The sequence below is a fragment of the Telluria sp. PB2R4 genome, from assembly GCF_059685695.1.
This window is the reverse complement of sequence record NZ_JCASIC010000012.1, coordinates 184469-204514: the sequence shown is the minus strand read 5'-3', so window position 1 is coordinate 204514 and position 20046 is coordinate 184469. Positions and strand designations below refer to the sequence as shown.

Below are 20046 nucleotides of genomic sequence, written 5' to 3'. Positions count from 1 at the left end.
TGGTGTTCTGCAGTCGACGACTAGGTGAGATCGACCTTCGGATGAAGCGGTAGAATGGCTTGGCATGTGTAACCTATGTCCCTAGACATGTGTAACCCATGTCCCTGTGCCATACAAACCCGCCCACCCTACATCGATGTTGGCGGCCGAATCAATCCGGCCGCCCCGATGCGATCAGCGGGTCCCCTGGAACATCAGCCCGCTGTCATTCAACCCATACTTGTACTTCTTGTTCATCTCGATGATCTCGGCCCCGGCCAGCAGCGTCGGGCCGTAGCCGTGCGCCGCCTTCACGCTGGTCGGGCGATAGGCGTAGAAGGCCGGATCGAAGGCCATGCCGGTGCCGACGCAGATGCCTTCGATCTGGCCATTGGCCGTCACCTTGCTGGCCACCGCATTCCAGGCCAGGTTGGCCATCGGGCCGTACATCTGCGGATCGACGTAGCCGCGGTTGACGGCGCGTGCGATCGCGTAGGTGTAGATCGCGGTGGCCGAGGTCTCCTGGTAGGTGTCGTTGCGGTCGATCAGCTGGTGCCAGAAGCCGTCCTTGGTCTGGTAACCGGCCAGGCCCTTGATGTGGGCGCGCAGTTGCGCGAGCACGGCATTGTAGCCTTTGTGGTCCTTCGGCAGCACTTCCAGCACTTCGACCATCGCCATCACCGCCCAGCCGTTGGCGCGGGCCCAACGCAGTTCCGGATGGTCCTTCATGCCTACGACGTAGCCGTGCATGTAGATGCCCAGCTTCGGGTTGAACATGCGCTTCGAGAACTGCAGCACCTGGTTCACCGCGTCGTCGTAGTGCTTGCGGTTACCCGTGACCTTGCCCAGGTAGGCCATGGTCGGCACGCCCATGAACATGTCGTCCAGCCACAGGGTGTCGGGCAGCGGGCGCATCTTGCGGCCGCCCTTGCCGTCCGGGCCGCCACGCGCCAGCGTGCCGTCCTTCAGGCGGTACTCGTGCTTGGTGACGAAGTCGCCGCAGATGCCGACCATCTGGCTGTAATCGACCTTCGAGCCGGCCACTTGCGCCTTCAGGAAGCTGTGGCACAGGGCGCCGGCGTCGTCCAGCGCATGCGGATTCAGGAAGCTCTTGATCGGGGCCAGCGAGCTCGCGCGGTCTGCCTGCACCACCGGCAGGTAGGTCTTGGTCAGCTGCGACAGCAGCGCGTGGCGCTTCTGGGTATAGTCGGTGTAGCGCTGGTCGCCGGTGGCCTGGCCTGCTGCCAGCATGCCCTGGTAGGTGACGCCCCATTCATAGCTGGTCAGGCGGAAGTCGCCCGGCTTGAGTACCGCGTCCGGCTCGGCCTTCGTCAAGTCGGTGATGGGCGAATTGTCGCCCTTGTGGATCACTTCGGCCGGCGTGGTGCGGTCCAGGTAGGCGAACACGCGGTCGAGCACCGCCTTGACCTCGTTCGCCGCCATCGGCTGGTAGCGGGTCGGGTACTTCACGTCCAGTGCGTGCAGCATCGCATCGGCCGCGGCCGGGCCCTTTTCCTGGGCGGGCGGCGCTTCCTGCGCCATGGCGCTGCTGCCAATCAGGGCCGGGAACAGGCTCGCAACGAGCAGGCCGATCAGTGCACGGCGCGGCATGGGGGTGGTCATCTTGGGTGTCTCCTTCATTTCAGCTGGTGAATTATCAGGTTATCGATGGTCTGGCGCGACCATGTGGTACGGAATCCGGTGTATCCCCGGGTGAAGGGTTGCGGGTCGCGATAGGAAAAGACCTCGCGGCCGTCGACGCGCATGCGCGTGCAGCCCTGGTAGACCGCGATCTCGACCCGGTAGTCGCGGTTCGGTTGCAGCATCCAGGCCGGGTCGAGGCGCTCGCCGACCAGCGCGCGCTGGCCGCCGCCGTAGCGGCGCAGGCGGGTGCTGGTGTTGGTGTTGCCGCCCATGCCGGCATAGTACATGTCGAGGTCGTCGTAGTCCTCGAACTTGCCGGAGCGGGTGAACAAGTTGTCGCGGGCCGGGTCGCGCGCCATCCAGAAGTGGTTGAGGTCGGACAGGCGGTCGTTCGGGCCACCCTCCATCACCACGCGGCGGGTGTAGGCGATCAGGATGTCGCCCGACAGCTCCCTGTCGAGCCAGACGGTGGCGCCGGAATCGACGTCGATCACCAGCCGGCCGTCGCGGGTGCCGATGAAGTTGCCCGGCTTGCGCGCATATTCGCTGACATAGCCCTTCAGCGGTCCGTCGAAACTGTCCTGGTGCAGCAAGGTCCCCTGGGTGCCCCAGTTCTCGCAAGCCGCCTGCGCGCCGCCTGCAAGCAGCAGCATGGTCGCGAACAATGCCTTCATCACTGGATACCCGCGGCCTTGTCGGAGAAATAGGTGCGCAGCGGATTGCCCGGCAGGCGTTTGAGGCCCGCCACCACGCGCTGCGCGTTGAATTCGGCCCCAAGGGCATTGGTATGGGTGCGCGCGTCGGAGAAGAAGGTATCGACCTGCTGGGCGCCGATCGTACGGTAGCCCTCGGTGACCAGCATGGTCAGGTCCATGAAGTGGACGCCGCCGTTCTCTGCAACCTGCCTGCCCCACTCGGCGAAATTGGCGAAGTCGCGCTCCTGCTGCCACTTGTCGCGGTGCGGGATCGGCGAGGCGATGACCACCGTTGCGCCCTTCGCTTTCGCATCCGCCACATACTTCGCGGTGTACCAGCCGAAGCTGTGCACCTGTTCCTTGCTGCCGTTCGGACGGGTGTCCTCGACCGTCTCCGGACCGATGCCCGGCGCCGAGGCACGATTCTTGTTGGCCGGGTCGCCGATGCGGCCGCCGTCATTGTGGCCGAACTGGATCACGACGAAGTCGCCGCGCTTCATCTGGCCGAGCACGCGCTCCCAGCGGCCTTCGGTGAAGAAGGTGCGGCTGCTGCGCCCGCCGATGGCGGCATTGACCACATTGATCCTGCGGGCGTCGAAATATGGCGTGATGCGCTCGCCCCAGCCGATGGCGCCGTTCTGGCCGCCGCTTTTCACGGTCGAGTCGCCCACCAGGAACAGGGTCGGCAGGCTGGCGTCGCGCGGCGCTTCTTCGCGCACGGTGCGCGCATCCACCACCGGGCGGACATCCTCGGCCGGCTTGAGGAACGAGGCCATGCGCGGGTCGCCCAGGGTCTTGAGGCCCGCCACCACGATTTGCGCGTTGAGCGCAGCGCCGGCCCAGTTGGTATGGATGCGCTCATCCGGTACCGTTACCGGGAACATCTTCATCACGCCTTCGCGGCCCATCTCGTCATAGCGGCGCGCCGCCAGTTCGTTCAGGTCGATGAAGCCGGTCTTTTCCTGGCGCGCAACCTGCTCGGCCCAGCCGGCGTAGTCGCCCTTGTTGCGGCGGATTTTGCCCGCATCCGGACCTTGCTCGTTCCAGGCCTTGCGCGGAATGAGCGACACCACAACCGGCGTTGCGCCTTTGGCGCGAGTCTCGGCAATGAACTTGCGCAGGTACCAGCCGTAGCTGTGCACGGTCTCGCGCTTGCCGGTCAGGATGTTGTCGATGTCCTGGGCTTCGTCGCCGACGCCGCGGATGGTGCCGCGGGCGCGCTTGTCGTCGTTGACCGGGCCCGCGTCGTTGTGCCCGAACTGCATCAGCACGATGTCGCCGGCTTTCACCAGGGCCAGCGTGCGTTCCCAGTGTCCGGAGCTGACATAGGTGCGGCTGGACAGGCCGCCGACCGCGCGGTTCACCACGTTGACCCTGGCCGGGTCGAAATACGAAGCCAGCGGGTTACCCCATCCCCACTGCCCTTCCGCGCCCTTGCCCTGGCCGTCGTCGTGGCCGTTGCGAACGGTGGAGTCGCCGATCAGGATGATCGAAGGCAGCGTCGGATTGGCCGGTACGGGCAGCACCACCTGGGCGCGCGCGGGATCCGTATTGACTGCCGCCGCCACGGTCTGCGGGGTATGCGTGCAGGCCGAACCGAGGGTCGGCAATAGCATCGCGCCGGCACGGATCAAGGTGCTGAGGAAGGACATCGACGGGTCTCCATGTGTTATAGCTTTCCCTTGATTCTATGCGCCACCGCTTGAGCCGGCAGTAAAGACGCAGAAAGAATCAACAGAATGATCATATCTGAGCAAACCTTGCTGGGAGAATGAGCGGACAACATCACAATATGGAGACACACCATGCGATCCCCCTTCATCACCGCGCTGTGCCTGTCCTCGGCCCTGCTGCTCTGCAATGATGCATCCGCCCAGATCGGCAAGCGCTTCCCGTCCGAGCGCAAAGTCGTCAAGGATCCGGTTACCGGCACCATGCTCACCTTCCTGACCAGCAAACCGCACGGCGACTCCAAGATCTATCCGACCCACCCGCAGTGGACCTCGGACGGCAAGTGGCTGGTCTTCCGCTCGCGCCTGGCCGGCAGCGAAGCCGTGGCGGTGAACGAAGCGACCGGCGACCTGGTGCAGGTCACCGAAGGCGGCTACACCGGCATGCTCAATCTCGCCCAGAAGTCGATGAAGCTGTACTACATGCGCAAGGCGCCCGACAACGACAAGATCCTGCAGATCGTCGAGACCGACCTGGCGCGCGTCTTCGCCGACAGCGCGGCCGGCCGCATGCAACCGGCAGGCAGCTACCAGCGCATCGCCGCCAACCTGCCCCCGGAACTGGAAGCCGGCGGCGACCTGGCCCTGGACGCGGACGAAGAATGGGTCTACTTCAAGGTCGGCCCGGGCCAGGCCGCCAAGCACCTGGCGCCCGGCACCAAGATCGAGCCGGCCTTCGGCCCGCGCAAGATGGGCGCCGGACCGCAAGGCATCGCGCGCCTGAACGTGAAAACCGGAGAGGTGAAGCACGTGGTGTCGGTGCCTTTCCAGGTCGGCCACATCCAGGCCAACCTGTTCAACCCGGGCGAGATCGTATTCTGCTGGGAGACCGGCGGCAAGTCGCCGCAGCGCACCTGGACCGTCAAGGCCGACGGCAGCGGCCTGCGCCCACTGTACCCGGAAGCGCCGTATGAATGGGTGACCCACGAAGCGGTGATCTCGAAGGACGAGGTGGCGATGGCGATCATGGGCCACCGCACGATTCCGGGCGCGGCCAAGGCTGTCGATGGGGCGGCCACCGATGTCGGCGGCGCCAACCCGGGCCAGGACGACGGCTGGGGCCAGACCGGCACCCGCGAGAAGCCGACCGGCCTGGCGATCGTCAACCTGCGCACCCGCCAGATGCAGATCGTCGGCCAGACCGAGTCGGGCAGCGGCCTGTGGCACGTGCACGGTTCCAGCGACGGGCGCTTCGCCGTGGGCGACGATTTCAGCCGCAGCGTCTACCTGATCGACCGCAAGACGCGCGAGATGATGATGCTCACCACCGGCCACAAGACCACCGCCGCCGACCACCCGCACCCGACCTTCAATGCCGACGGCACCAAGATCCAGATCCAGTCGGCCATGCTGGCGGAGGACGGCCGCAGCATGAACATCGTCGTGGTGCCGGTGCCGGATGCCTGGCTGAAGCGCCCGGCAAAGCAGTGACGCGCTATCATCGGGGGATGGACATGATCGACAGGAGACAGCTGATGAAGGCAATGGGCGCCAGCCTGCTGGCAGCGGCCATCCCGCCTGCGTTCGGCGCCGGCCCCGCCGTGATTCCCTTGTGGCCGGAGGGCGTGCCGGATGCCAGGCCCGCGCTCGGACCGAACCGCGTCGACGACGATGGCCGCACGACCAACATCACCGAACCCACGCTCACCGTGTACCCGGCGGCGGTCGACCGTCCCAACGGCAGCGCGGTCATCATCTGCCCGGGCGGCGGCTATGTGCGCCAGTCGACCCGGCGCGAGGGCGAGCAATACGCACACTGGCTCGGTACCCTGGGCATCACCAGCTTCGTGCTGACCTACCGCCAGCAGGAGTTCGGCCACCCTGCCCCCTTGCGCGACGTGCTGCGCGCGGTGCGGCTGGTGCGCTCGCAGGCGGCGCGCTTCGGGGTGCGGCCGGAGCGTATCGGCGTGATGGGCAGTTCGGCCGGTGGCCATCTTGCCGCCACGGCCGGGACCTTGTTCGATCATCCGCTCGGACGCACCGGCGCGGCGCTGGATGCGGTGAGCGCCCGGCCCGACTTCCTGATGCTGATGTACCCGGTGATCGCGATGGAAGGCCCGGCCGTCCACGCCGGTTCGCGCAAGGCCCTGCTGGGCGGCTCGCCCACGGCGGCGGATGTGTCGCTGATGTCGCCCGAGCGCCAGGTGACGGCGCAAACGCCGCCGACCTTGCTGATCCATACGCAAGCCGACCAGGCGGTGCCGGTCGAGAACAGCATCCTGTTCTACCAGGCGCTGACGCGTCATAAGGTGCCGGCGGAGATGTACCTGTTCGAGCAGGGTTCGCACGGGATGGGGATGCGGGATGGCCTGGGTACGGCATCAAGCTGGCCGCGCCGGGCGGAGGAGTGGCTGAAGATGCGCGGCTTGCTCGATAAGGCGAGATAGCCGTTGATCGTAGGGTGGGCGGGTCTCCCGCCCGCGCGTTCAAGCAGCAATGGAATAGCCGCGCGAGCAGCATCAGCCATGTTTGAACGCGCGGACGGCGAAGCCGTCCACCCTACGCCATATGGAACACTTGCGTCAACGGCCATTCCTTCGGCCGGTTCCCCGGCTCGACTTCCATCAGGTCGGCCATATAGTCCCACCACTTGCGCATCACCGGATGCTCCGGCAACGGCCCGAGCTGGTGCCCCGGGTGCAGTTTCATGACGGCGAACAGGTCCAGCGTCGCCTCGTCCAGGAAGATCGAATAATCGTGGATGCCAGCGCCGGCCAGCAGGCTTGAGAGTTCCGGCCAGATCTCGTCATGCCGGCGGCGGTACTCGGCTTCATTGCCTGGCTTGAGTTTCATGCGAAACGCACGTGTATTGCCCATGTCTTGTCCTGCCCCATAAAAAAAGCGCCCCAGGTATCAACCCGGGGCGCCATAGTCACAACACGATCAGACGATGCCGCTGCTGCTGGCGCCGGCCTTGGCCGGACGCGCGCTGGCGACACGGTCGCGGTAGCCGCTGGCGCGGTAGGCCGCGACCGGATCGGCGGCGCCACCCTGGCGCACGCGCGCCATGGCCAGGATCGGGCTGACGTCGGTGCGGAAGGCGCGCTTGAGGCACTGGGCCGCCTGCAGCACGTCGTTCTGCTCCTGCAGCGAAGCCAGTTCGCTGCGGTCGACCAGGGCCGACTGCACGAAGGAGCGCTGCACTTCCACCGCGCTGCTCATCAGGCTTTCGATCGGATCGGTCACGTTGTGCGACTGGTCCAGCATGTAGGCCGGCTTGAAGGCCGGGCCTTCGCGCAGGGCGGCGTCGGCCAGCTCGTTGAAGACCAGGAACAGCTGGAACGGATTGATCGAGCCCGAATCCAGGTCGTCGTCGCCGTACTTGCTGTCGTTGAAGTGGAAGCCGCCGAGCTTGCCGAACTGCGCCAGGCGCGCCACGATCATCTCGATGTTGGTGTTCGGTGCGTGGTGGCCGAGGTCGACCAGGCACTTGGCCTTCGGCCCGAGGGTGGTGGCGCAGGCGAAGCTGGTGCCCCAGTCGGCGATGGTGGTGGCATAGAAGGCCGGCTCGAACAGCTTGTGCTCGATGAAGACGTTCCAGTCGCTAGGTAAGGCCGCGTAGATCTGGCGCATGCTTTCGAGGTAGCGTTCCAGCGCGCCGCGCAGGTTGCTCTGGCCCGGGAAGTTGGCGCCGTCGCCGACCCACACGGTCAGGGCCTTCGATCCGAGCGCCTGGCCCAGCTCGATGCACTCGATGTTGTGGGCCACTGCCTGGGCGCGTGCCTGGGCGTTCATGGAGGTCAGGCTGCCGTATTTGTACGTGTGTTCCTGGCCAACCTGGTCCTGGAAGGTGTTCGAATTGACGGCGTCGAAGCCGAGGCCGAACTCCGAGGCGATGCCGCGCAGTTCGCCGGCGTCGCTTGGCTTGTCCCACGGGAAGTGGAGCGACACGGCCGGGGTGGCGCGGGTCAGCTGGTTGATCACGCCGCAGTCTTCCAGTTTCTCGACCACGTTGCGCGGCTCGCCACGGCCCGGGAAACGCGCGAACCGCGTGCCGCCGGTGCCGGCGCCCCAGCTCGGGACCGCCACTTCGAAGGTCTGGGCCACTGCGGTCAGTTTGTCGATGTCCAGGCCGCGGCGCGCCAGCACCCCGCCCAGCGCGTCATAGTCGGCCTGCAGGCCGGCTTCCAGTTTGGCGTTCTGGTCCTGGACCAGGCCCGCGTCGATCAGGCTTTTCATGTATGTCTCCTTCAGCGCTGCGGTGGCAAGGGCTTGGCCCCTTGCTCCGCAGCCTTCTATTTTAGCGGGTGAATGCGCCAGCGTTACCGGCGTCGACGTTCAGGATGTTGCCGGTGCTCTTGCCCGACTTGTCGCTGGCGAAGAAGTAGACGGCTTCGGCGATGTCTTCCGGCAGCACGCTCAGTTTCAGCATGGAGCGCTTGCGGTAGAACTCTTCGATGTCGTCGGTGCCGATCTTGTTCGATGCGGCGCGCTCTTCCTTCCACTTGCCGTCCCAGATTTTCGAGCCCTTGATGACCGCGTCCGGATTGACGACGTTGACGCGGATGCCGTGCTCGGCGCCTTCCAGCGCGACGCAGCGTGCCAGGTGCAGTTCGGCGGCCTTGGCGGTGCAGTAGGCCGAAGCGCCGCTTGACGCCACCAGGCCGTTCTTGCTGCCCACGAAGACCATGCTGCCGCCCAGCTTCTGCTGCTTCATCATCGTGAACACGCTGCGGCTGACCAGGAAGTAGCCGGTGACCAGGATGTCCTGGTTGCGCTTCCAGATCTCGAGCGTGGTCTCGTCCAGCGGCGCCGCCGAAGCGATACCGGCGTTCGACACCAGCAGGTCGACGCCGCCGAAGCGCAGTGCGGTGTCGGCCAGCACCTGGGCGACTTCTTCTTCGCTGGTGATGTTGCCGCGCACGACAGCCACGTTGTCCTTGCCCGCGACCTTGGCCAGCTCCTGCTGGGCGGCGGCCAGTGCCTCGCTATCGATATCGGTCACCATGACGCAGGCGCCTTCCTGCAGCAGCTGGCGGGCGACCGCCTGCCCGATGCCGCCGGCGCCGCCGGTCACCAGGGCGATGCGGCCGGCCAGGCTCTTCGGCTTCGGCATGCGCTGCAGCTTGGCTTCTTCAAGCAGCCAGTACTCGATGTCGAAGGCTTCCTGTTCCGGCAGGCCGACGTAGCTGTCGACGCCGTTCGCACCGCGCATCACGTTGATCGCGTTGACGTAGAACTCGCCGGCGATACGTGCGGTGGCCTTGTCTTTTGCGAAGGACAGCATGCCGACGCCCGGGATCAGGTAGATGATCGGGTTGGCGTCGCGGACCTTCGGGCTGTTGGAACGCTTGCAGCGCTCGTAGTAGGCGGTGTAGTCGGCGCGGTAATCGCTGATTGCCTGGTCCAGGCCGGCGACCAGGCGGTCGAAGTCCGGCGCAGCCGGGTCGAAGTCCAGCACCATCGGACGGATCTTGGTGCGCAGGAAGTGGTCCGGGCACGAGGTGCCGAGGGCCGCCAGCGGCGCCAGGTCCTGCGAGTTGACGAATTCCAGCACCGCGTCGCTGTCGTCGAAGTGGCCCAGCTTGTATTCGTCCTGGCTGATCTTGCCGCGCAGGAGAGGCATCAGGCGCGACACCAGGGCGGCGCGTTCTTCGGCCGGCAGCGATTGCTTGGCCTGGCCGCCGAACACCGGCTGCTGGATATTCGCTGCGAGCCAGTCTTCGGCGCGCTTGATGATCGCCAGCGTGGTTTCGTAGCACGACTTGGAGGTGTCGCCCCAGGTGAACAGGCCGTGGCCTTCCAGGATGATGCCCTTCAGTTGCGGGTTCTCTTGCGAGACCGCTTCCAGCTTCAGGCCCAGGTCGTAGCCCGGACGCTGCCATGGCAGCCAGCCCAGCTCACCTTCGAAGATCTTCGCGGTCAATTCCTTGCTGTTCTTGCAGGCAGCGATGGCGATGCACGAATCCGGGTGCATGTGGTCGACGTGCTTGCGGGCGATGTAGGCGTGCAGCGGGGTGTCGATACTGGCCGCGCGCGGGTTCAGGTTGAAGGTGCAGTGCGGCAGGTAGGCGACCATCTCGTCCTCGTGCTCGAGGCCGCGGTAGCGCCCTTTCAGGGCGTGCAGCTTGTCCATGTACAGGGTCGAGAAGCCATCCAGCTTGATCGAACCCAGGTCGCCGCCCGAGCCCTTCACCCACAGCACTTCGACTTGCTGGCCCGACAGTGGATCGAGCATGTCGACCTTGGCGGAAGTATTGCCGCCGCCAAAATTGGTGATGCGCAGGTCCGAACCCAGCAGGTTCGAACGGTACAGCAACAGTTCCGGCTCGCTCATATTCGCGGCCACACCGTCGTCCCAGCGCGACGTGATCGGTTCACGCTGTTTCGTTTCGCTCATTGCGCCCATCTAAACTCTCCAAGTTGATTGTTTTGTCATCGTCCGAGTGGCGATGCGTCTCTTTCAATGTCCTGCAGCCGCCACGTTTCGCGGCACCGGGAGACAGTAGAAATCAGCCGGGCAAGGGGTGTCAACGCGCAAACGATCAACTTGCTGACCAAGTCTCAATCAATCACCCGGTTGATCGATTTGCGCGTTTGTGCGTTGCAACCAAACCAAATAATCAGGTGATTGATCATTTGGTGATTGACGTTACGGCAGTGCTTGATCAATACTTTTCGAACATACCGCGATTTCTCAAGAAACGACGGGTGCCACGCCGCGCAAAAAAACAGACGGCTTTCGGAGGAGACAACATGGTGAATCACAAACGCCGCAAGCGTTTGCTGAAGCTGCTTGCCGAGCATCACACGGCAACGGTCCAGCAGCTTGTCGAATGGCTCAACGCATCCCCTGCGACGGTCCGTCGCGACATCAGCTGGCTGGCTGGCCGCAATCTGCTCACCCGCACCCGCGGCGGCGCCGAGAACCTGCTGCCGAAGACGCGCCAGTTCTCGCTGACCAGCGAAACCTTCCAGAACAACATCCAGTGCTATGCGGCGCGCAAGCGGGCCATCGCCCGCCATGCGGCCGGCATGTGCACCGACGGCGAAACGATCATCATCAACGGCGGCACGACCACCTTCATGATGGCCGAGTTCCTGACCGAAAAGCACCTGAAGATCCTCACCAACTCCTTCCTGATGGCCGAGCGCCTGCTGGTATCGAGCGAGAACGAGATCATCGTGCCGGGCGGCCGCGTCTACCGCGAGCAGAACGTCATCCTGTCCCCGTTCGACAACGACATCACCCAGCACCACTACGCCACCAAGATGTTCATGAGCGTGTACGGCCTGTCGCTGCTCGGCCTGATGGAGGCGGACCCGCTGCTGATCCAGGCCGAGAAGCGCCTGATCAGCCAGGCCGAGGAACTGGTGGTGCTGGCGGACAGCTCGAAGTTCGCGCGCAAGGCCGGCCTGATCCTGTGCGGCCTGGACCGCGTGTCCACCGTGATCACCGACACCAACGCCTCCGACAAGGCGGTGCAGCTGCTCGAGCAGTACGGCGTGAAGGTGGTCACCGTCGAACCCGACGTCGACCCTGTCGCCGCCAACGCACACCGCTACAACCCGCAATTCGACTTGCAATCTGCCGACCTGATGGAGCTTTCGCATTGAAAATCAAAAAAATCCTCCTCGCCGCGGCCGCCGTCGGCATCCTCGCCGGCCTCGCGGGCTGTGGTGAAAAGAAGGCCAACCCAGCCGATCCGGCCGCGCCGCAACAGACCAAGATCGCGATGGTCGTGAAAAGCCTCGGCAACGGCTTCTTCGACGCCGCCCACACCGGCGCCAAGGAAGCCGCCGGCCAGATCGGCGGCGTCGAGATCATCTACACCGGCCCGACCACCCCCAGCGCGGAAGGCCAGATCGAGATCATCAACTCCCTGATCAGCCAGAAGGTCGACGCCATCGTGGTCTCGGCCAACGACCCGAACGCCCTGGTGCCGATCACCAAGAAGGCGATGCAGCGCGGGATCAAGGTGATCTCCTTCGACAGCGGCCTGGATGCCGGCGGGCGCCAGATGCAGCTCAATCCGTCGAACCCGCAGATGATCGGCGAGAAGCAGATCGAGATGGCTGCCAAGCAGCTGGACGGCAAGGGCGAGCTGGCGATCCTGTCGGCCTCGGCCCAGGCGACCAACCAGAACCTCTGGATCGGCATCATGAAGAAGACGCTGGAGAAGCCTGAATACAAGGACCTGAAGCTGGTGGCCACGGTGTACGGCGACGACCAGTCGGACAAGAGCTACCGCGAAGCCATCGGCCTGCTGCGCAGCCACCCGAACCTGAAAGCCATCATCGCCCCGACCACGGTCGGCATCGTCGCCGCCAGCAAGGCGGTCGCGGATGAAGGCCTGGTCGGCAAGGTGTTCGTCACCGGCCTGGGCCTGCCGTCCGAGATGGCCGGCCACGTCAAGAGCGGCGCGGTGCGCGAATTCGCGATCTGGAATCCGATCGACCTCGGCTACGCCGCCACGTTCGCCGCCCACCAGTTCGTGACCGGCAAGGCCAAGGCGGAAAATGGCGCCAGCGTCTCGGTCGGCCGCCTCGGCAGCGTGACCCTGGATGCCAACGGCGAAGCCGCACTGGGCCCGCCGTTCACCTACAACGCCGAGAACGTCGAGCAGTTCGCAAAGATCTTCTGACCCGTTCGACCCGGTTCCACCGCCGCGCGTGACGTAGTTCGATACTTCGCCGCGCGGCGCCTTTCACCTCTAGCGACACTCGTATGCCAGTGACCAAACTGACAAGCCCTCCCGCACCCGGCGCAAACGCGGCATCCACTGCACCGGTCCTCGCGCTGAGCGGCATCACCAAGCGCTTCAACGGCGTCCATGCGCTCAATGGCGTGCGCCTCAGCATCCGCCCGGGCGAAGTCATGGCCCTGATCGGCGAGAACGGCGCCGGCAAGTCGACCCTGGTCAAGACCCTGACCGGCATCCACCGCCCGGACGCCGGCACCATCCTCCTCGACGGCAACCCGGTCGCCTTCGGCAGCCCGCAGCAGGCGATGGCGGCCGGAATCACCGCGGTGCACCAGGAGACCGTCATGTTCGACGACCTGTCGGTGGCCGAGAACATTTATGTCGGACGCCACCCGACCCGCGGCGCGGCAGGTCGCATCGACTGGAAAAGCATCGAGCACGAGGCCGAGAAACTGTTCGCGCGCCTGGAAGTGGCGCTGCCGGTGCGGGCCCGGGTCCGCGACCTGTCGGTGGCGCAGCGCCACTTCGTCGAGATCGCGCGCGCCCTGTCGCAGGATGCGCGCGTGGTGATCATGGACGAACCGACCGCCGCCCTGTCGCAGCGCGAGATCCGCGAGTTGTACCGCATCATCGACCAGCTCAAGGCGGCCGGCACCGCCGTCATCTTCATCTCGCACAAGTTCGACGAAATCTTCGAAGTCGCCGACTGCTACACCGTGCTGCGCGACGGCCAGTTCGTGGCCGAAGGCCGGCTTGCCGACATCAGCGAGCCGGAACTGGTGGCCCTGATGGTGGGCCGCGCGGTGCACCAGGCCTATCCCAAGGCGCAGGTGGAGATCGGCGCGCCGCTGCTGGAAGTACAGGACCTGTGCCACCCGACCGAATTCCAGAACGTCAGCTTCAGCCTGCGTAAAGGCGAGATCCTCGGCTTCTATGGCCTGGTGGGCGCCGGCCGCTCGGAAGTGATGCAGGCCTTGTTCGGCCTCACGACCAATGTAAGCGGCAGCGTGCGCCTTGAAGGCAAGGATGCGCGCTTCGGCGCCCCGCGCGAAGCCATTGCCGCCGGCCTGGCCTATGTGCCGGAAGACCGCCAGCAGCACGGCGCCCACCTGAACCAGCCGATCGCCCACAACATCACCCTGCCGATCCTGTCGCGCTTCGGCTTCTTCACCCGCACCCGCGCGGAAAGCGCCGTCGCGCGCCGCTTCGCCGAACAGCTTGAACTCAAGGCCCACCACCTGCAGCAGCACGTCGCCGAACTCTCGGGCGGCAACCAGCAGAAGGTCGTGCTCGGCAAATGGCTGGCCACCGATCCGAAAGTGATCATCCTGGATGAACCGACCAAGGGCATCGACATCGGCTCCAAGGCCGCGGTGCACCGCTTCATCAGCGAACTGGTCAAGCGCGGGCTGTCCGTGATCCTGGTGTCGTCCGAACTGCCGGAGGTGCTGGGCCTGGCCGACCGCGTGGTCGTGATGCGCCAGGGCCGCGTGGTGCGCGAGTTCGCGCGCCAGGACGCCACGCCCGAAACCGTGGTGGCGGCGGCATCCGGCGTCGACCTGGACGCTCCAACCGAGGTGGCAGCATGAATATGAACAACTTGATAAAACAACGCGAGCCGCTGCTCGCCCTGATGGTGGTCGCACTGGTGCTGCTGGTCGGCATGCGCGCGCCGGTGTTCCTGAGCCTCGGCTCGCTCGCCAACCTGCTCACCGACAGCACCCTGCTGGTGATGCTGGCCCTGACCCAGATGCTGGTAATCGTCACGCGCGGCATCGACCTCTCGGTTGCGTCGACGCTGGCCCTGGCGGGCATGGTGGCGGCCATGCTGGCCGCCGCGAATCCCGGCCTGCCGCTGGTCGTCATCATGCTGGCGGCCACCCTCACCGGCCTGCTTGCCGGCCTGCTGAACGGCTATCTCATCGGCTATCTGCAGCTGCCGCCGATCGTCGTCACGCTCGGCACCATGAGCGTCTACCGCGGCCTGGTGTTCGTGCTCTCCGGCGGCGCCTGGGTCTCGGCGCACCAGATGCCGGCCGGCTTCGTCGCCTTCCCGCTCGAGCGCCTGCTCGGCCTGCCGCACCTGGTGTGGATCGCGCTGGCCACCGTGCTGGTGATGGTGTTCGTGGCCCGCTACACGCGTTTTGGGCGCGACCTGTACGCCATCGGCAATGCGCCGCACTGCGCCGCCTATATCGGCATCCCGACCGCGAAGCGCCTGTGCTGGACCTATGGCCTGTCGGGCATGGTCGCCGGCCTGTGCGGCTACCTGTGGGTGGCGCGCTACGCGGTCGCCTACACCGAGATCGCCTACGGCTTCGAACTCACCGTGATCGCCGCCTGCGTGATCGGCGGCGTGAGCATCGCCGGCGGCGTCGGCTCGGTACTGGGCGCCATGCTGGGCGCGCTGTTCCTGTCGGTGATCGGCAATGCGCTGCCGGTGCTGCAGGTGTCGCCGTTCTGGCAAAGCGCCCTGACCGGCGCCGTGATCCTGGTCGCCGTCCTGATGAATGCCCGCGGCAACCGCAACCGCAGCCGCCAGATCCTGCCGCTGCACAAGCTTGACAACCTGAGGAGCGCAGCGTGAACGCGACCACCATTGCACAAACCGTGGCCGAGACCGACGCCCAATCCGAAGTAGACGTAGCGACCACGTCGCGCTACACCATCCTGGACCGCGAAAAGCCGGCCCTGCGCCACCTGCTGGGGCGCTGGGAAAGCCTGCTGGCGCTGCTGCTTGTGGCGGTGTTCGTCGCGGGCGGCGTGACCCTGCCGCACTTCCTTGACCCCTACAACCTGCTGGACGGCACCGCCAACTTCAGCGAAAAGGCGCTGATCGCGCTGCCGATGGCCCTGCTCATCATCTGCCGCGAGATCGACATCTCGGTGGCCGGCACCCTGGCGCTGTCCTCGGTGGCGATGGGCCTGGCGCACCAGGCCGGTTTCCCGGCCGGGAGCCTGCTGTTCGTGGCGCTGGGCACCGGCCTGGTGTGCGGCTGGCTGAACGGCTTCCTGGTGACCCGCTTCATGCTGCCCTCGATCGTCGTCACCATCGGCACCTTCTCGCTCTACCGCGGGCTGGGCAGCGTGGTGCTGGGCGACAAGGCCTTCACCAACTACCCGCAACTGATGGCCGACTGGGGCCAGGGCGTCTTCTTCGGCATGGTGCCGCGCGCCTTCGTGATCCTGCTCGGCTTCGCCCTGCTGTTCGCGCTGGTGCTGCACTGGACCTCGACGGGCCGCCGCATCTACGCGATCGGCAACAACCCGGACGCCGCCCGCTTCTCCGGCATCGCCGTCGACCGCTACCGCCTGGGCTTGTTCATGCTCACCGGCGCAATGGCCGGCCTGGCAGCCTTCCTGCTGACCGGCCGCATCGACAGCACCCGCCCGAACATCGCCACCGGCTGGGAACTCGAGATCATCACCATGGTGATCCTGGGCGGCGTGAGCATCGCCGGCGGCGCCGGCACCATCGGCGGCGTGATGCTGGCGGTACTGACCATGGGCGCCGTCACCTACGGCCTGGCCCTGGCCAACGTCCCCGGCATCTACATGACCATCGTGGTCGGTGTACTGCTGCTGAGCACCATCGCCCTGTCGCGCCTCCTGCGCGGCAAGCCCACCCGCCACTGACAGGAAGCGACGCCATGCACCCAGTCACGCGCGACGCCCTGATCGTCCTCGACATCGGCAAGACCAACGTCAAGCTGGCCCTGGTCGACGCCTCGGGGCGCACCATCCTCGAGGAACGGCGCCCGAACGCCATCATCCACGGCGCGCCCTACGCGCACCATGACACCGACGGCATCTGGACCTGGATGCTGGCGACCTGCCGCGCGTTTGCCCGGCGTGCCCACGTATCGGCGATCGTCCCGGTCACCCACGGCGCCACCGCCGCCCTGGTCGACGACACGGGCCTGGTGCTGCCGGTGCTCGACTACGAAGCGGCGCTGCCCGGCCTGGACTACGCGGCCCTGCGCCCCCCCTACGCGCAAACCTATTCGCCCCTGCTGCCGGCCGGCCTGAACCTGGGCCGCCAGCTGGCCTGGCAGCAGCAGCGCCACCCGGAACAGTTCGCGCGCGCCCGCCACATCCTGATGTACCCGCAATACTGGGCCTGGCGCCTGTGCGGCGTCGCCGCCGGAGAAGCGACCTCGCTCGGCTGCCACACCGACATGTGGGATCCGGTGCGCCAGGATTATTCGGCGCTGGTGGCGCGCATGGGCTGGCAGGACAAGCTGCCGCCCCTGCGTCCGGCGGCAAGCCCGCTCGGCACCCTGCGCCCGGAAGTGCTGGAAGCCACCGGGCTGCCGCCGGATTGCGAAGTCCTGTGCGGCATCCACGACAGCAATGCCTCGCTGGTGCGCTACCTTGGCGCCGACGCGGCCGGCATGCCCCGTACCGTGCTGTCGACCGGCACCTGGGTGATTGCCGCCGCCTTCGGAACAAGCCTCGACAGCCTGCGCGAGGACGCCGACATGCTGGCCAATACCAACGCTCTCGGCCAGCCGGTGGCCTGCATGCGCTTCATGGGCGGGCGCGAATTCGCGGCGCTGGCAGGCGACCAGCCAGCCACCTGCTCGTACCTGCAGCTCGAACAGATGGTGGCGCGCGGCAGCATGGCGATCCCCTGCTTCGCCGAGAGCGGCGGGCCGTTCGCCGGCCAGCTTGGGCGCATCGACGGTCCGGCCCCACGCGACGCGGGTGAGCGCTTCGCACTCGCCACGCTCTACTGCGTGCTCATGACCGACTACTGCCTCGACGCGCTGGGCGCCCGCGGCCCGGTCACGGTCGAAGGCAGCTTCACCGCCAACCCCTGGTTTGGCCCGTTGCTGGCGGGGCTGCGTCCGCAGCAGGCGCTGAGCTATTCGGACGACGCCAGCGGCACCACCTGCGGCGGCTGGCTGCTGCGCTACCGTGACGCGACGCCGCCGGGCGCCAGCGTCCTGAAGCCGCCACGTGCGCTGCCCGGACTGGAAGCCTATCGCGCCGCCTGGCGCGCAGCGCTCGCACAGGCCGGCGCCCCGGTGGCGGCCGCCGGTTGAGGCAGCGGGAAATGATTCAAAAGGCGGCGTCATGCCGCCCAATCTGAATCATTTCCCTTTGTTCTGCCATGCGCCGCACCCAGATTGTTTCGTGATGGACGGCGCCGCGTCCTTGCAAGCCGCCAAGCCCGCCCTAGACTGAAGCCACCGCGGTGTTCTCCCTTACCGCGGCATCCCGACGGTCGACACCGCGCCTTGCGCGCGACGCCTGTTCCGAAGGTTCCCACTCCCTTCGTGAAGGAAGCATCATGCGTGCCCATGTTCTCCTGCTGTCCGCCTCCCTGCTCCTGCCCGCCGCCCACGCGGGCGCCCAGGCCATGGCCTATCCCCCGCCGGACTCCGCGCCGATCACGTCGGTGCGCGTGACGGCGGCCCCCACTGCCCAGCGCATCAAGACGGTTGAAGCGCGCAAGATTTCGGGCGGCTACGATATGTCGAACGGCTGGTACCTGCGGGTCCACCCCGGGCCGCGTTTCATCGACACCATCATCGACGACCAGCCGTCCTTGCGCCTGAATGCGGTGGCCCCGTACACCTTCGTTTCCGGCGACGGCAACGTGACCATGCTGTTCAACCGCGGCGAAGACGGCAACGAAATGGAGATGAGTTACCGGCCCGACCGGCGCCTGGCCGAGCGGATCGTGATTTCATCGCGGGTGGCCCAGCGTTGAATGCGGGGACGTCATGATTCACAATCGCGCGGCCGGCCGTCCGTTCCGAATCATGCCGGCCCGGTCTGTCTTTTCGCGGAATGAGACTGTTTCGTCATGCGCACGAGTCCGCCCTTGCAGGCGGCCGGGGCCGGCCTAGACTGGATGAACCGCGGTGCACATTTTGCTCGCACCGTGGCATCCCGACGGCCCGACACCGCGCCACCATGGCGCGACGCCCGCTCCGAAGGCAAATCCCGCTTCGTGAAGGAATCATCATGCGTCCCCATCCCCTGCTTCGCACGTCCCTCATCGCCGCACTGCTGCTCGTTGCCGCCGGCACGGCCGCGCAGAACATGCCCTACCCGCCTGCGGCCACCGCGCGGATCGCTTCCGTTGAGGTGAGCGCAGCCGCCAGGAGCGTCCAGATCCACACCGAGGAAGCCGAGCGCATCGCCGGCGCCTACAAGATGTCGAACGGCTGGCATTTGAAGGTGCTCACCTCGGATCGCCACATCGACGCCACCATCGACAAGCAAAGGCCGATCCGCCTGGCCGCCGTCGGGCCCTACAAGTTTGTCTCGGCAGACGGCAACGTCACCATGGACTTCAACCAGGGCCGCGATGGCGACGACATGCGGATGAGCTACGTGCCCGACCTGCGCCTGGGGCAGCGCGTGGTGCTGGAGTCGAGGCTGGCCCAGCGCTGAGCACGGCGCATCAGCGCCGCGTACAAGATGGGCGGTGCCGGCAGCGTCGGACGCGCCGGCGGTCGTCCTGGATCGCAGCAAGATTTCGCCTCCGATCGTTAAGTCCTGCCCAGGCTAGGGCGCGACGATCGACCGAAACGGACTACGCCCCTCCCGCACGAGGGCTGCGAGTGCCTCTCGCGACAAAGGCGGATTCGGCAATACGAGCCGCGCCGGATCCACCCGCACCTGCTCGGCCCGCACCAGCTGCAGCCCGTTCTCGCTGCTCTCGACCAGCGTGCCACGCCGATCCAGCTGCTGCACGGTGTCAAACAGCATGCGGGCCGCATTATCGGCCAGCAGGTGGCGCCCGAAGGCCAGTTCGCCGATGGTAAATGCCGTCATCGCCGGCCCGACCTGGCGCAACGCCGGGTCGCGGCTGAGAACATAATAGGGCGCGCCTTCCGGGTCGCGATAGGCGCCGTCGCGATCGAATTCCCATTCCGCACCACGGATGTTGTAGACCTCGCCGCGCCAGCCATTGATCTCGATCTCGCCGGTGCGCACGATCCGCTGCGGCGTGGCCGCCGCCAGGGCGGTCAGGGAGCGCAGGATGCCGCGCCCGGCGCCGCTCGCGTTCGCGCCCAGCGCCGCTTCGATGTCCGCCAGGCGCGCCACCACCGGCTTGCCATCCAGCTCCGCAACCTGGTAGGCCTCGCCGGCGAGCACCAGCCGGTACTGCCTGCCGCCAGGCGCCCCGGCGCGGAAGTCGCCGTTGTCGGCAATCTCGAACACCAACGTGCCGGGATCGGCATCCTGTTCGTAGACGGCGCGGGTGTCCGCGTGGGCAAGCGTGGAGAGGAAGGCGCAAAGCAGGATCAACAGGCGCATGGTCGGGAACCGTATTGAATTGATAAGTCAATACAGCATAGCAAACCGCGCCTGCCGGCTGATGCAAATTAGAAA

General features: G+C 66.3%; 17 protein-coding genes. 10 read left to right on the top strand and 7 right to left on the bottom strand.

The annotated features are described in order from the left end of the window. Window positions 1-174: 174 nt before the first annotated feature. The 3 genes from AC56LU_RS19225 to AC56LU_RS19215 are packed head-to-tail and all read right to left on the bottom strand — an operon-like array spanning window position 175 to window position 3970. Window positions 175-1602 (bottom strand): glycoside hydrolase family 88/105 protein, encoded by a 1428-nt coding sequence (locus AC56LU_RS19225; protein WP_497177215.1) that lies wholly within the window; start codon window positions 1600-1602, stop codon window positions 175-177. Between the two features lie 14 nt (window positions 1603-1616). Then, the gene (locus AC56LU_RS19220) at window positions 1617-2297 is read right to left on the bottom strand and encodes a DUF6250 domain-containing protein (RefSeq protein ID WP_497177214.1); all 681 of its coding nucleotides are present in this window, start codon (window positions 2295-2297) and stop codon (window positions 1617-1619) included. Then, entirely contained in the window at window positions 2297-3970 is a 1674-nt protein-coding gene (locus AC56LU_RS19215; protein ID WP_497177213.1) for a rhamnogalacturonan acetylesterase, read from the bottom strand. The genes AC56LU_RS19220 and AC56LU_RS19215 overlap by 1 nt, the downstream gene beginning before the upstream one ends. 153 nt (window positions 3971-4123) lie before the next feature. On the opposite strand from AC56LU_RS19215, the gene AC56LU_RS19210 reads away from it, so the two are divergent. Next, window positions 4124-5479, top strand: coding sequence for a TolB-like translocation protein (locus tag AC56LU_RS19210; protein WP_497177212.1), 1356 nt, complete (start codon window positions 4124-4126; stop codon window positions 5477-5479). A gap of 23 nt (window positions 5480-5502) precedes the next feature. Beyond that, window positions 5503-6435 (top strand): alpha/beta hydrolase, encoded by a 933-nt coding sequence (locus AC56LU_RS19205; protein WP_497177211.1) that lies wholly within the window; start codon window positions 5503-5505, stop codon window positions 6433-6435. A gap of 112 nt (window positions 6436-6547) precedes the next feature. Here the strand turns inward: AC56LU_RS19205 and AC56LU_RS19200 are convergent, their stop codons facing one another. The 3 genes from AC56LU_RS19200 to AC56LU_RS19190 form a co-directional block, all read right to left on the bottom strand. Continuing rightward, the gene (locus tag AC56LU_RS19200; protein WP_497177210.1) at window positions 6548-6841 is read right to left on the bottom strand and encodes an L-rhamnose mutarotase; all 294 of its coding nucleotides are present in this window, start codon (window positions 6839-6841) and stop codon (window positions 6548-6550) included. A 90-nt stretch (window positions 6842-6931) separates the two neighbouring features. After that, window positions 6932-8227, bottom strand: coding sequence for an L-rhamnose catabolism isomerase (rhaI, locus tag AC56LU_RS19195; RefSeq protein ID WP_497177209.1), 1296 nt, complete (start codon window positions 8225-8227; stop codon window positions 6932-6934). A 61-nt stretch (window positions 8228-8288) separates the two neighbouring features. Then, window positions 8289-10397 carry a bifunctional rhamnulose-1-phosphate aldolase/short-chain dehydrogenase gene (locus tag AC56LU_RS19190; protein WP_497177208.1) on the bottom strand — a complete coding sequence of 703 codons (2109 nt, stop codon included), beginning with the start codon at window positions 10395-10397 and terminating at the stop codon, window positions 8289-8291. A gap of 347 nt (window positions 10398-10744) precedes the next feature. On the opposite strand from AC56LU_RS19190, the gene AC56LU_RS19185 reads away from it, so the two are divergent. The 8 genes from AC56LU_RS19185 (at window position 10745) to AC56LU_RS19150 (ending at window position 19101) form a co-directional block, all read left to right on the top strand. After that, entirely contained in the window at window positions 10745-11605 is an 861-nt protein-coding gene (locus AC56LU_RS19185; protein ID WP_497177207.1) for a DeoR/GlpR family DNA-binding transcription regulator, read from the top strand. Next, window positions 11602-12633: a rhamnose ABC transporter substrate-binding protein gene (gene rhaS / locus AC56LU_RS19180; RefSeq protein ID WP_497177206.1), complete on the top strand. Its 1032-nt coding sequence runs from the start codon at window positions 11602-11604 to the stop codon at window positions 12631-12633. Before AC56LU_RS19185 ends, rhaS begins: the two co-directional genes overlap by 4 nt. A gap of 83 nt (window positions 12634-12716) precedes the next feature. After that, window positions 12717-14282 carry a sugar ABC transporter ATP-binding protein gene (locus AC56LU_RS19175; protein WP_497177205.1) on the top strand — a complete coding sequence of 522 codons (1566 nt, stop codon included), beginning with the start codon at window positions 12717-12719 and terminating at the stop codon, window positions 14280-14282. 2 nt (window positions 14283-14284) lie between these two features. Further along, complete coding sequence (locus AC56LU_RS19170; RefSeq protein WP_497177204.1) at window positions 14285-15280, top strand: ABC transporter permease; 996 nt, start codon at window positions 14285-14287, stop codon at window positions 15278-15280. Next, window positions 15277-16329 (top strand): ABC transporter permease, encoded by a 1053-nt coding sequence (locus tag AC56LU_RS19165; protein WP_497177203.1) that lies wholly within the window; start codon window positions 15277-15279, stop codon window positions 16327-16329. Before AC56LU_RS19170 ends, AC56LU_RS19165 begins: the two co-directional genes overlap by 4 nt. Window positions 16330-16343: 14 nt before the next feature. Beyond that, window positions 16344-17741 carry an FGGY-family carbohydrate kinase gene (locus tag AC56LU_RS19160; protein ID WP_497177202.1) on the top strand — a complete coding sequence of 466 codons (1398 nt, stop codon included), beginning with the start codon at window positions 16344-16346 and terminating at the stop codon, window positions 17739-17741. Between the two features lie 248 nt (window positions 17742-17989). Then, complete coding sequence (locus AC56LU_RS19155; RefSeq protein WP_497177201.1) at window positions 17990-18412, top strand: hypothetical protein; 423 nt, start codon at window positions 17990-17992, stop codon at window positions 18410-18412. Between the two features lie 257 nt (window positions 18413-18669). Continuing rightward, window positions 18670-19101 (top strand): hypothetical protein, encoded by a 432-nt coding sequence (locus AC56LU_RS19150; RefSeq protein ID WP_497177200.1) that lies wholly within the window; start codon window positions 18670-18672, stop codon window positions 19099-19101. A gap of 114 nt (window positions 19102-19215) precedes the next feature. On the opposite strand, the gene AC56LU_RS19145 is transcribed toward AC56LU_RS19150, so the two are convergent. Next, a complete protein-coding gene (locus tag AC56LU_RS19145) occupies window positions 19216-19971 on the bottom strand; it encodes a hypothetical protein (protein WP_497177199.1) in 756 nt (251 codons plus the stop codon). Window positions 19972-20046: the final 75 nt, after the last annotated feature.